Below are 12306 nucleotides of genomic sequence, written 5' to 3' on the forward strand. Positions count from 1 at the left end.
TTATAATATAGATTATAAAAACTAATGAAAGGAGAATCTCTAATTTGAAGATTCTCCTTTCATTAGTTTTCTTTCTGTGATTAATTGTTTTTACTACTTCATTTTTATTATTCTATAAACAGTAGACCTGCTAACACCTGTTTGCTTCGCAATTTCTTCACCCGTATGTTTTTGTTCATCATATAAGAACTTGATTTCTCTTTTCTTGTGGTCAGGTAATGAAGGGCGACCACCTTTTCGGCCTCTTGCTCTTGCTGCTTCTAGTCCTTTTTTAGTTCGTTCACTTAATAAGTTAGCTTCAAGTTCCGCAAATGCACTCATCATAGTAAAAAACATCTTGCCCATTGCATCATTGGTTGATACGTTCATATCTATAATATGTAAATCAATACTGCTTTCATCCAACCATTGAGACAACTCAATTAACTGTTTCGTTGTACGTCCAAGACGATCTAGTTTATAAATAACTAGAATATCTCCTTCACGCAAATAATCCAAACACTTATCAAGTTCCGTTCTTTTCGTTTTTCGGCCACTTGCTTTCTCGCTAAATATACGTTCACAACCATAGTCTTCAAGTGTATCAATCTGTCCATCCAGACTTTGATGTTGTGTTGATACACGTGCATAACCAATTTTAGCTATTTAATTTCACCCTCTTTTATTCATTTTATGACCACTTATTAACGTGATGTGTTTCTCGATGCAAATGAAACCCTCTGTCAGAGTCTAAAAACTCATGTTTTTTAAAACTTATGAGACATTGACTATAACAAAAGTTTTAAAACTTAAATATATAGGAAAATCCTCTCAATTTTATATTGAGAGGATTTGTGTCAAAAACGAATGTTTTTAACTCACTATTGTTCAGGTTTGTATAATCCATCTTGAATTAATGAATCTAATGGAACGCATAAAGGTTTAATACTTATACCATTTAACGATACTTCATAATCTATATAACCGTCTACTTTTAAAATATTAATAATTTCTTCCGTTGTTTCTTTATCGACAAGCTTATTATTTATTATTTCTTCATTAGATTCAACGTCTTTATTGAATATTAAATCTGTAACTATATTAACTTCTTCTCTTTTGAAACTTGTAATGTCTCTTCTGAAATTCATGTTTTAAACCCCCTTTATAGTTTTCTTCATAATGATTCACAATATTTTCCTCACTTATTCTAATAGTTTACATAATAGGCCGTTATCAGAACTACACAGACATCTTCTGTAAGAATCCTTTTTTACGTTCTTTTATTTGTTTTAATTGTTTTTTATTTTCGAGAAATTTTGTAAATCTTACTGAAAATAAAAATAAATTAAAATGCTAATAACTATTCAAATAAATTTCTTATAGGTTTCCAATTGTTATTTTCAATTGTATCTAACCAATTTCCAGAATTAAGATAGAATAATTCTTCATTTACATCTCGTACAAAAGCCCATTTAACATTATATTTTAAAGCATATCTTTTAAGTGTTTCGTATTTTGCAGGTGTATAAGGATCCATGTTTTTATCATTTCCTTTTAGATCTTTGCCACCTTTGGTTTCAATAATATAGGTATCTCCCTTTTTAGTTTTTATAATAAAATCAGGATAAAAATGGGATACCCCTCCATTAGTACTGTAAACTAATGAAAAATATTGTGGACCTTTATCGCCATTTTTGTATACAAAATCAATAATTTCTTTATTTTCTTCTAACCATCGCTCCATCAAACGTTCTACTAAACTAGGGCGTACAGCAATAGATGCAGTTGTATAATTCTCATAAACATTAGTAGTAACTTTTTTTACATCTGGCAATTTGGGGTTGTAGGTATAGCGTTCTGTTAAAGGGATGGTAAAATCACTTTTTTTAATATTATCTAAATTAAATGATCCCTGAATTGCTTGGTCTATATCGATGTTTCGAAATTCTTCTCTCAATTTCTTCCAATTATTTAATATAAAAGCAGTCCATTCATTTATATTTAACTTCAAAATGGAATAGTCTGTATTAAATGTGTTGTTTAAAAAATATTTTTTTAACATTGCTTCTACTTTAGAAACCGGAAGATGAGTGATTCTATCTAATTCATGATAAGCATGTAATAAATCCAAACGATTTTCTCTATAATCTGCGTTAATCCAACGTTCTCTATCGATAAGGTTATCTGCATTTTGTAATGTATCAAACTTTCCTTGTTTAAAATAAGTTAATATTTTATCTCCGAATATAAATCCTTGAGATTCTAATATAGCTTTATTATTATCAAAATTATTTGTCAAAGAGAAATGCTGTTTCATACCTTTATATATATTATTAAGTATGCTCTTTTCATTGAGTACTTCGTCATAATTGATTATACGTTCAGAAATTAAATTAAAAGAAAAAGCTTTTTCTTTTAATTTTAATAAAGGTGTTGGAGAAACAGCTGAACCTGAAGAAAAAGCACCATCTAAAAAGTCCGTGTCAAAAGTATAAAGATATGCATTATCAAGTAAATCAATATTATAATGACCAATATGAGGATGAGGCATTCTTCGTATTCTACCGAGTGTTTGAATGGTGAATTGTTCTCCCATATTTTCACGTATTTTAATTAAAATTTTAGCGCGTGAAGCATCCCAACCAGTTGCGATAGCTTGTTTAATAATCAAATATTCTACTTGATTATTGTGGTTAACCACATCATTAATATTACGTTTTTGTTCCGATAACCAAACACCTAATTTACCATTTTCATAAGTTTTATTTAATTTTTGTTGAATATATGTTTCTATTTTTTCGGATAGGTTTTTTGTAGAATTATCCGGGATTTGTACTAAAACAAGAGGGTTGATTTTTTGTATATTATTAGTTAAATAACTTTCTAAAATTTCTTTACGTTTTGTTTCAGCTGCTTGAAATAAAATTGCAAATTCGTCTGTTCCATTAAGTGATGTATCTAGATTTTCATTTACAATAACAGCTTTAGTAATCAAACCAGAATCTATTACCGATTTTTCAATAACTTCAAAATACTCTGTATTTGTAGATAGGTTTGAATTATCAATTGTGGCGGAAACACGCACAATTTTATCAGCATTAAATTTTGAAATTATATCACGTGCTTTATGAGTATCATTTCTATGAGCCTCATCTATAATAATTACAAAGTGACGATCGTTTTGTACAGCTTGGTCAATTTTATCTATTAAATTATCATGTTCGCTATCTGTCAACATAGCTTTAGATTTTTTTCCTACAACTCTCTCATAATTAATAAAAGTTGTTGTTCCTTTTTGAAATCCTTCAAGTAAAGCTTCATCCACATTTTGAGCCTCAATACTTGAAAACAAATTTGCTTTGTTTTTAGATTGTTCTTCAAGTTCTCCTGCTCCTGGGGTAAACCAAATAAAAGCTACATTGTCGTCTGTTGATTGAATGTATTCATTAATCCATGATAACAAGATAAGTGTTTTACCTGATCCTGTCGGAGCCTTTATCATTAAGTTTTTATAGGGGTATTCAGGAGAAATAAAAGATAATAATTTTGTTACAACATCTTGCTGAAAATTCTTTAAACTTATCATTTTTCCCACAGTTCCTTTCCAAAGAAATACCTAGGTATTTCTTGTATTTCGATATTTAAATTTTTGATCAGTTGATTTTGTTTGTCATCAAAAAAAACATCTGGATGTAAAAACAATATAGAATTATTAGTTAGTTGTTTCTTATCAAAAAGATTATTAAGTTGTTCTTCATTCATAATAATTTGTACATTTGGATTAGAAGAGTCAATACCCAATTGAAGCTCTATAAGTGTAGTTACATGTTTTAGTAATTCATATTCAAGTGATATATCTGGGAATTTTTCCTTGTTTATAAAATTAGTTTTTAAATATTTTAAATTAAGATTTTCCGGTGGTACCATAGAATTTTTATTGTATTCTCCAAAAAGTTTAATCTTTTCATCGTCAATTTTTATCGTCAATTTATCGTAATAATTTTTATTATTTAACTTTATATTTTCGAACCTTTCTAAAATTGAATTCATTTTTTTTAAATTAGTCATAGTTAATTTCTCTTCATGAACAACATCTTTGAATTTAGCAAGTGTCTCATATCCATCTGCTACTTTTTTTAATCTAGGATAAGTTACTTCTTCAGCAATATGATTTTCGTTGTTGGTTGCAATTATAAAACTTCTATTCCCATTATCTATTTTGTTTAATTCAACAACTGCTTCTCCAGTTGTTCCAGACCCTGCAAAAAAATCTAAAATAATTGCATTAGGTTTATTAAATGTTCCTAAAAATAAAAGGTATTTTATTAAATCAATTGGTTTTGTAGTATCAAAAACTTTTTTACCAAACATTCTTTTAATTTCTTTAGTTCCTTCTGTAGACGTGCCAAATGTTTCTAGTATAGAATCAATTGCTATAGTACTTTCTTTACCAGAAGGAATTATTTTTTTTAAAGCAATGTTATCATTTTTATCGACAGAATAACTTAACAAATTTTCATTTATCAGGTTTTTGAAACCTGGTACTCCCTGTCTCCAACGACCAAATCCATCTTCTGAATCTTCTCTTTTAGGTAATACGACAGAATAACCTAATGCTTGATATTTTTTTATTAAATTTTCCAATATATCATCATTAAAAGTTTCTGTTGATCGATTATATAACTTTAAAATTTCTTCATCACTTGGTAATAAATACTCCTGTTTTTCTCGATTAATTAAAACTGGGAAAAACATTGTAGGTCTGTCTATTCTAAATGGACCATTATCTCCCCATTGTCTAAGATTTTCAATTTTATCTTTATCAGATATTTTATTAATTTGATAAAAATTAACCACAGATGCATTTTTAGCATACACTTTAATATATTCATGCTGGAAAGCAATTTGACTATTTGTTCCCCCTTTACCTGAGCGACCTTTCCATATAAATTCGCCAACTTTATTTTCAGATCCGAAAATTTCATTCATAAGTAATTCTAAGTTAGCTTGTTCATTTTCATCAATAGAAACAAAAATAACACCATCTGAAGTTAATAATTTTTTAGCTATAGTTAATCTTTTTTCCATGAAACTAAGCCATTTAGAATGTTTAAAAGAATCATCACTTTTTAAAAAATGATCGTTATACTTAAAGTCTTTATGTCCAGTATTGTATGGTGGATCAATATAAATAACATCAGTTTTTGCAAGATGTGTTTTTTCTAAAAGGTGTAAACTATGTAAATTATCTCCTTCTAAGAAGAAATTAAATTTTTCTTCATTATCATTACTTTCAATTTTTTTACTCTCATCTTCTACAAAAACAGGTATTTTAGTTTTCATTTCTTCATATACTTTCTCTTCATGTTCTTCCCAAATTAATCCATATTTTTTTGTTTTGATGAGTGACATTAATTTTTCTAGTTTTTCTTCATCTTCTTTTTTATTACTTATTTTGGCGTTTTCTATTAAAGTTTTTAAATATGCAATTGAGTCTTCTTTTTCATTTTGTTTAGGTCTTTCGCTAAATTGATTGCCTAGCATTGTTTTATCTCCTATTCTTAATTTTTAAAAATTTTCTTCCAAAACCCTTTTTTTTCATTTTTTACTCCATATACTTTAAGTTACTTCAATCATATCAAAAACAGCCACCATATACATATATGGTAGCATAGTAGTTAACATAATCGATGATTATCAGAAGTTCTCACTATATAAAAAAGCACTAAAAGGTTATAAACCTTTTAGTGCCTAATCAATTATATTAGCTACCAAACAAACGACTCCAAAACCCCTTTTTAGGTGATTCTGCTTCCCTATCCTCAGCTCCACTCTCTATTTCTTCAGATGGTTTATCATCTTTCGCTAATACTTCTTCGTTTGTACTGCCATCTTTTTTCTCTTCAATTATATTCTTATGATTTACTTCTGTTTCTGTTGGTTGGCTTTTCTTTTGTTGTTGGTTGATATTTTGAGATTCTTCAGTAAAAGTTGCTTCTTGCGGATTAACGTTTTGTCTATCATTAGTCGCTGTATCAAAAGAATAATTAAGTTGTCTTTCTTCTTCTAATTGGTTTTCTAGTTTTTGAATCTTTTTATTACTTTCTAAAGCTAATATTTGTTGATTCTCCAACAGTTTATTTAATGTATTAACATTGCTATTTTGTTGATCTAATTGTTTAGTTAGATTCTCAATATATTTTTCATCATTTTTAGCTCTAGTTTCAAAGATTTCTATTTGCTTTTCTAATTCATTTGCTTTTGCTTTTAATGTCTCAAAACTATTTGAATTATTATATATATGCTTTTTAACTTCTGCAGTATTTTCATCAAACATTTCTTTTTTTACTGATTCTTTATTTTGCGTTGTACTTTCCTTCTTAGTGATTTTTTCTATAATTTTTAAACAATCATTTTCATTAATGTAATTAATTCCATTTTCTTTTTCAAAAGATATATTTAAGCTTTTAGCATTATTAACAATAGTTTGTTTAGTTACATCCAATTCATCAGCAAGCATTTTAATAGTTTTCATAATATCCGCCTTTAGGTACCTAATTTAGTACCTAAATTTTACCACCTAACAAAAATTTTTTCATCTTTTACCGCCTAATTTAGTACCTAAGCACCTAATTAGCTGCCTATCGAGTATTTTTGGCACCTAATTTAACATCAAATTAATAAATTTTGCCATTTTGAGGTTATAATGTGCTTTTAACTACACTTAAAACGCTTTATATACTACCTTAAAAGTGTTAATATTACTTTATGGATATTAAAAGAGTCGATGCTATTGGCGTAGCATCGACTCTCGGTAATAAAACGATTCGCATTCGTTTGTTTATATATTTTTTTGATACTTGTATTATATATATCTAACCATTTAAGTGCAAGCACAAAACATATAACTTACGTAAAAATTGTTTTATTACCTCAATCCAAAAAAGTGGAAATGAGGTTTTTATTATGCCCAATTTTGAGAAATACAATTTATCACAAGTAAAAACTGAAAGGTTTTATCAACTTCCTAAATATTTATTTGAAGATAAATATTTTAAGAAAATGTCAGCAGAAGCCAAAATTATGTACGCGTTATTAAAAGATCGTTTTGAATTATCCATCCAAAATGAATGGGTAGATAAAAATAATAACATTTACTTTATTTTCAGTAATAAACATTTGTGCGAATACTTAGGTTATGCAGAACAAAAAATTATAAAATTAAAAAAAGAGTTAGTAAATTTTAATTTACTAACTCAAGAACGTGTTGGCCTTAATAAACCCAATAGATTATACTTATTAAAACCCAATTATGATATTGAAGCCAGTCGTACCAAGGAACTTCCAAATTCACAGTTCCAGAACAATGAATTTGGAAGTTCTAGAACTATGAATTTAAGTGGTCAAGAACTTCCAAATTCACAGTCTAATGATACTGACTTAAATAATACTGATTATATAGAAACTGAACATAATGATACGAATGATTTGAATGATACATACAACAATTTTTCGATAAACAATACACATTCAAATCATCCAAATCAATTTTCAAATAACTTTGGTAATCAAGATGATAAAGAAATACTAATACAAGAATTTCCAGAGCAACTTACGTCTTATTTATTAAATTACAGTTATACAGATTTAGAAATTATAAAAAGTGTAATACTTAAGGCTAAAAAATCATTTAATTCAAACCATGATGATACTTACTACATGTTAGAACACATTGAAGATGAAATATTAACTGCTTTAAAAAGAGTTAAAAAAGCGATACATGATAGAGGTGTTAAAGGCCAAAAGGAAACGATCAGTTCGATGCAAGGGTATTTAATGAAAACAATTTTAAGTGAACTTGAAGAACTTTATTCAGCCAATATGAGAAGACAAAATATGGCTAAATATAATATTTTTAATCAGTAAATTAAATAAGCTTGGAGCAATCAAAGCAACCTCAAAATATTCGGTTAAGTCATCTGTTTTTTTTAATTATGATGAAAGAAATCAAGCAATCGTGAATGATTTGGAAAAAGGTTTAGACCGAAAACGTATGTTGAGTTGGGGTGGATTGCTTAAACAAAAACATAAGATTTTAAATTTAGATGATGCCGAAGATGGCAATTTGATTCATATAAGTGACGAAGATAAAACAACAGACGAAGAAGAAAAAGCCCATTCAATTACGGCAATTTGGCATTTTGAAAAACTAATAATTGCCCAGTTTACATGCACAAAAATAATTTTGTGCGTAACTGGGCAGTGTCTAAAAAATTCGACACTGGTTTTGCTCAAATTTTTGTTTGTGAAACAGCATATATTTATTAGGCTCATATTTGCGTTTTAAGAGCTTATATATGTTTTTAGGCATAAAACTATATGATTGACCCCTAAATCTTTAAAATACCCCCTTAAAATTCAAAATAAAGGTATTTAAATTTTAAATCGTTCTTGTGATAGAGTTTACTTAAAAAGGAGCGTTTTCTATGTCTATTTTAATGTGGATTGGGGTTTTTGTTGCAGTTTTTATTGGTGGTATGGGAGTGTTTTTATCTTACTATTTTGGAGAAAAGAAAAATAAATAGACCACGCATTTATGCCGAGAAAATTTATTGACCAACTTTGACCTTTATGTTATATATAGAGTGAAAATAGTTATATGCTTTATAGGGAGGGGTTGATATGAGTTTAGATAAAAATTCAAAAAAACTAATTCCTTTTAAGAATATGTCTAATTTTGAGGGTGTATTTGAATTTAGCCCTTTTGTTGAATTTGAATTTAACAGTAATTGGGAAGCGTATTTAAATGATCTGGATTATGTCAAAAATATGAATCAAAAAATAGGTTAAATATGATAAGGAGTGATTGTTATGACTTATGATTTAAAACCATTTGGAAGAGATTATTTTGATATGACACCTAGTGAATTGTTTAGAGATTTTGGAAGACAATTTTTTAGTAATTTCCCTGATGAACAAGGTATAAAAACTGATATTAGTGAAAAAGACGATAGATATGAATTAAAAGCAGAGCTCCCAGGATTTTCAAAAGACCAAATAGATATTTCTTATGAAAATGGGACGCTAATAATTTCTGCTGAAAATAATCAGGTAAATGAAGAAAAAGATGATGAAGGTAAAGTGATTCAAAAAGAAAGATCTTATAGTAATGTGAAGAGAATGTATTCACTTAATAATATAGATGAAGATAATATTGAGGCTAAATTTGAAGATGGTATTTTATCTGTAGATTTACCAAAAACAGAAAATAGTCAAAGAAAAGTCATAGATATCAATTAATATAAAAAAGAGATGTGAAAATATTTTCACATCTCTTTTTTAGGGTTTTAAGAAACGAGTTTCTTCTTGTCTTGATACTATATAGAAATAACATTCTTGTTTAATTATAATTGATAGAGGTAGTGATTTTAAATGGAATTAATTTCTAAATTAATTCAAGAAGATATAAATAACAACTCAACATTAAAAAAGTTATATAGCGAACAAGGAACAAAATTAGACTTAGCAATAGTTCTTGTTAACTTAAGGAAAGATATTGGATGGTCAAAAACGCAACTTGCTCAAAAACTAAGCGTACCTCGAACAATTATTTAAATGAGTGAAAATGGAGTGTACTTCCAACAATGGCTTTTCTGAGGTTATTTGCTGATGTAACACGAAAAGAATTGCGTATTTCATTTGTATAATTAAATAATATAGAAGAATGTAAAGCTACAAAGTTAAACTAGAATAAATAATAGTTTACATTCGTTTAGGATATTAAATTATTGAAGATCAGGAGAAGATAGCATTGGAAAAAGAAAAGTCAATTAAAGAAAAAATTCAAGATTTTTATAAAAACGGTGGTCGTTATGAAGAAAAAGAAATCGATTTTGGGAAGCCTAAAGGATCAGAAGTTTTATGAAAAATTTCTAGTTAGGTAAAGCTAACGATAGATTAAAGACGTTATTTTTACACTGAAATTCAAGCGTTATCTCACCTAGTATTTAATAATCTGCATGATTACATTGTTGTTATTCAAATTCAAAATGCTTTTTATTGATACATATCCTCTATTTTATACTCCCTAAAAATTTTATAAGAAATGAGCATAAGGAGAAACGGTACCACCTAGGGTGTTATCCAGCATAGCTGGAGTTTCAACCTTATCACTCATTCCATTCGTTTGCTCTTAAAAACCTCTATAAACATTGATATAACAACTTTTATAGCACATAATAATAATGGTTTTTATTAATATTATTATAGTGAAATCCAATACTCCGTTTTTAGAAATTGGTCCCAGCTAAAATGGGACGTAGAGTATTAAGAATGTTGATTTCAAGGCTTTTATATTAGTACGGAGTATTTAATATTGCTATAATTTAAGATAAATACTCCCGATACTCCGAAAAAATGATGAAAATGAATGAGCATATTTTAATATATAAAGTAATTCTAATAAGTATTTCTTTTAATTTTTCAAAATAGAAGGGATGGAAAATTAGTGAAGAATATTATCAATTTTTCACTTTAACTTTTCCATCTCTTAAATTTATTAGAAGCTATTTTGGTATAAAAAATCAGAAGATTATTTATGATTTTTCTAATCTTTTATTTTGAAAAATTATTTTCGCTTATAAAAAAACTCTGGAAATAAACATCCAATGTATTTATGAATTTGTTTCTTTATTTAATTTCTTTTGTGTTTTTAGTTCTTGTTTTTTAAAAGCTTCTAAAATATCTGGATACTTTTCTTGAGCGTAGAAAACTAACAATATATCCATAAAATCTATTCTATTCTCTCTTTCTTCTGCTACTAGTTCATCGAATAAAGGTTTGAAATCTCTGTGTATCTTAATAGATGTTCTAGTTCTAAAACTTTCATATTGATCATTTGAAGGGCTTTTAGAATTTTTTTTATTTGATTTCATTCTAATATTTTCCACCATTTGTTTCCCTAATTCTTCTCTAGTTATTTTTTCTTTCGACATTTAAAAACCTCCTTAATTATAAAAACATTTACTCCTTTAGGAAAATAAAACTCATAATCTTTGGTTCTGTTGCAAAGTTAATTTTATAGTATAATTTTAACAAAAAAGGAGCGTTCTCTATGAATTATTTTAGATATAAGCAATTTAATAAAGACGTAATCACTGTAGCCGTTGGCTACTACCTAAGATATGCACTTAGTTATCGTGGTATATCTGAAATATTAAGCGAACGTGGTGTTAACGTTCATCATTCAACGATTTACCGTTGGATTCAAGAATATGCTCCTATTTTGTATCAAATTTGGAATTTTCCTCATTGCATTCATTGGTCTTGTAATCGAACTTATTAAATTAATCCAAAAAAATAACCATTCCCAACTTTTGACCGAGTAAGAATGATTAAGTAATTCCGAAAAGTCACCGTCTTTCGAACGGACTCGTGGAGCAACATGTTGCTCTTTTTTCGTATTTATAAATACGTTTATTACAACTATATAATATCATGATATTATATAGTTGTACAAGTAGATATACTGAAAGTAACAAAGAGTGATTTTTGAAATACGAACAAATACAATCATCTTTTTACATAAAAAGTTAATTCAACAGTTTTTAATTCGAACTTACATAATCCAACTTATCGGAAGTTATCTGTAACTCAATGATTAGAAATGATATAATACAAAGGTCGTCGTTCACTTCTGTGCTGTATTTAGCATGGAAGGAGGTGACATCATGTTCAGTACACTATTTGTAACTATTATAGCTCCTATCATAGTAGGGGTTATACTCACATTATTTTCTCATTGGCTGAATAATCGTGAAAAATAATTTAGCGGCGACATATAGCTAATACACCAAAAGAGCCCGATAACTATTCGCAGTAGTTATCGGGCTCGGTGTTTATCATGTTAGTACACTATTTGTTATCTAAATTATAACATCATAGTGGATAGGAATGCAAAATTAAGATCTATATAGTAGGATAAAATAATAAAAAGAGTATTATAGGATTACTAATAATCGTTTTCTTTTCTTTTTTATTTATTTTTAGTGAAACGATGAATATATTAATATGTATTTAGATATTTTTAATTTTAAGTACACTTTATTCATATAATAATTTAGAAACAATATATTAAAAGATTAATTTATTTGAAAACAACTTTTAAAAGGCATACTATTAAATTAACTAAAACAAGGAGGTTTTATCAATGAAAGCAGCAGTTTGGTATAGCCAAAAAGATGTACGAGTTGAAGACCGGGAATCTAAAGAGTTACAAGAGAACGAAGTGAAAGTTAAAGTGTCTTGGGCAGGCATTTGTGGTACAGA

General features: G+C 27.8%; 11 protein-coding genes and 3 pseudogenes. 8 read left to right on the forward strand and 6 right to left on the reverse strand.

Annotated elements, in window-relative coordinates:
- Positions 1–93: 93 nt before the first annotated feature.
- The 5 genes from RPL90_RS11950 to RPL90_RS11970 all read right to left on the reverse strand — a co-directional run bounded on the left by RPL90_RS11950 (position 94) and on the right by RPL90_RS11970 (position 6514).
- Complete coding sequence (locus tag RPL90_RS11950) at positions 94–645, reverse strand: recombinase family protein (protein WP_313550011.1); 552 nt, start codon at positions 643–645, stop codon at positions 94–96.
- Positions 646–860: 215 nt separating this feature from the next.
- Entirely contained in the window at positions 861–1127 is a 267-nt protein-coding gene (locus RPL90_RS11955; protein ID WP_077460976.1) for a hypothetical protein, read from the reverse strand.
- Positions 1128–1339: 212 nt separating this feature from the next.
- Positions 1340–3565 (reverse strand): DEAD/DEAH box helicase, encoded by a 2226-nt coding sequence (locus RPL90_RS11960; protein ID WP_145371474.1) that lies wholly within the window; start codon positions 3563–3565, stop codon positions 1340–1342.
- Positions 3562–5523: a site-specific DNA-methyltransferase gene (locus RPL90_RS11965; RefSeq protein WP_145371472.1), complete on the reverse strand. Its 1962-nt coding sequence runs from the start codon at positions 5521–5523 to the stop codon at positions 3562–3564. Before RPL90_RS11965 ends, RPL90_RS11960 begins: the two co-directional genes overlap by 4 nt.
- Positions 5524–5743: 220 nt before the next feature.
- Entirely contained in the window at positions 5744–6514 is a 771-nt protein-coding gene (locus RPL90_RS11970) for a DUF536 domain-containing protein (protein ID WP_313549995.1), read from the reverse strand.
- Between the two features lie 431 nt (positions 6515–6945).
- On the opposite strand from RPL90_RS11970, the gene RPL90_RS11975 reads away from it, so the two are divergent.
- From RPL90_RS11975 to RPL90_RS11995, 5 genes and pseudogenes are all read left to right on the forward strand, one after another.
- Entirely contained in the window at positions 6946–7905 is a 960-nt protein-coding gene (locus tag RPL90_RS11975) for a replication initiator protein A (protein WP_126557871.1), read from the forward strand.
- Between the two features lie 16 nt (positions 7906–7921).
- Positions 7922–8188 (forward strand): annotated as a pseudogene (locus tag RPL90_RS11980) (protein rep); the annotation flags it as partial.
- A gap of 473 nt (positions 8189–8661) precedes the next feature.
- Positions 8662–8829 (forward strand): hypothetical protein, encoded by a 168-nt coding sequence (locus RPL90_RS11985; RefSeq protein WP_313549999.1) that lies wholly within the window; start codon positions 8662–8664, stop codon positions 8827–8829.
- Positions 8830–8850: 21 nt separating this feature from the next.
- Positions 8851–9279, forward strand: a complete 429-nt coding sequence (locus tag RPL90_RS11990) for an Hsp20/alpha crystallin family protein (protein WP_167708169.1) — start codon at positions 8851–8853, stop codon at positions 9277–9279.
- A gap of 132 nt (positions 9280–9411) precedes the next feature.
- Positions 9412–9594 carry a hypothetical protein gene (locus RPL90_RS11995; RefSeq protein WP_313550003.1) on the forward strand — a complete coding sequence of 61 codons (183 nt, stop codon included), beginning with the start codon at positions 9412–9414 and terminating at the stop codon, positions 9592–9594.
- A 1058-nt stretch (positions 9595–10652) separates the two neighbouring features.
- Here RPL90_RS11995 and RPL90_RS12000 read toward each other — a convergent pair.
- Positions 10653–10973 (reverse strand): hypothetical protein, encoded by a 321-nt coding sequence (locus RPL90_RS12000; RefSeq protein WP_313550006.1) that lies wholly within the window; start codon positions 10971–10973, stop codon positions 10653–10655.
- 119 nt (positions 10974–11092) lie between these two features.
- On the opposite strand from RPL90_RS12000, the pseudogene RPL90_RS12005 reads away from it, so the two are divergent.
- From RPL90_RS12005 to RPL90_RS12015, 3 genes and pseudogenes are all read left to right on the forward strand, one after another.
- Positions 11093–11320: pseudogene (locus tag RPL90_RS12005) on the forward strand (IS6 family transposase); the annotation flags it as partial.
- A gap of 388 nt (positions 11321–11708) precedes the next feature.
- On the forward strand, positions 11709–11804 hold the full coding sequence (locus tag RPL90_RS12010; protein WP_000493114.1) for a type I toxin-antitoxin system Fst family toxin: 96 nt from the start codon (positions 11709–11711) through the stop codon (positions 11802–11804).
- 383 nt (positions 11805–12187) lie between these two features.
- A pseudogene (locus tag RPL90_RS12015) lies at positions 12188–12306 on the forward strand (butanediol dehydrogenase); the annotation flags it as partial.

Source organism: Staphylococcus kloosii (assembly GCF_032139365.1).
GTDB classification, from domain to species: domain Bacteria; phylum Bacillota; class Bacilli; order Staphylococcales; family Staphylococcaceae; genus Staphylococcus; species Staphylococcus kloosii_A.

What these genes read in the sequence shown, in the direction of transcription:
- RPL90_RS12000 (WP_313550006.1), bottom strand. Translation starts at nt 10,973, where the DNA reads ATGTCGAAAGAAAAAATAACTAGAGAAGAATTAGGGAAACAAATGGTG.
- RPL90_RS11975 (WP_126557871.1), top strand. Translation starts at nt 6,946, where the DNA reads ATGCCCAATTTTGAGAAATACAATTTATCACAAGTAAAAACTGAAAGG.
- RPL90_RS11965 (WP_145371472.1), bottom strand. Translation starts at nt 5,523, where the DNA reads ATGCTAGGCAATCAATTTAGCGAAAGACCTAAACAAAATGAAAAAGAA.
- RPL90_RS11990 (WP_167708169.1), top strand. Translation starts at nt 8,851, where the DNA reads ATGACTTATGATTTAAAACCATTTGGAAGAGATTATTTTGATATGACA.
- RPL90_RS12010 (WP_000493114.1), top strand. Translation starts at nt 11,709, where the DNA reads ATGTTCAGTACACTATTTGTAACTATTATAGCTCCTATCATAGTAGGG.
- RPL90_RS11985 (WP_313549999.1), top strand. Translation starts at nt 8,662, where the DNA reads ATGAGTTTAGATAAAAATTCAAAAAAACTAATTCCTTTTAAGAATATG.
- RPL90_RS11955 (WP_077460976.1), bottom strand. Translation starts at nt 1,127, where the DNA reads ATGAATTTCAGAAGAGACATTACAAGTTTCAAAAGAGAAGAAGTTAAT.
- RPL90_RS11960 (WP_145371474.1), bottom strand. Translation starts at nt 3,565, where the DNA reads ATGATAAGTTTAAAGAATTTTCAGCAAGATGTTGTAACAAAATTATTA.
- RPL90_RS11995 (WP_313550003.1), top strand. Translation starts at nt 9,412, where the DNA reads ATGGAATTAATTTCTAAATTAATTCAAGAAGATATAAATAACAACTCA.
- RPL90_RS11970 (WP_313549995.1), bottom strand. Translation starts at nt 6,514, where the DNA reads ATGAAAACTATTAAAATGCTTGCTGATGAATTGGATGTAACTAAACAA.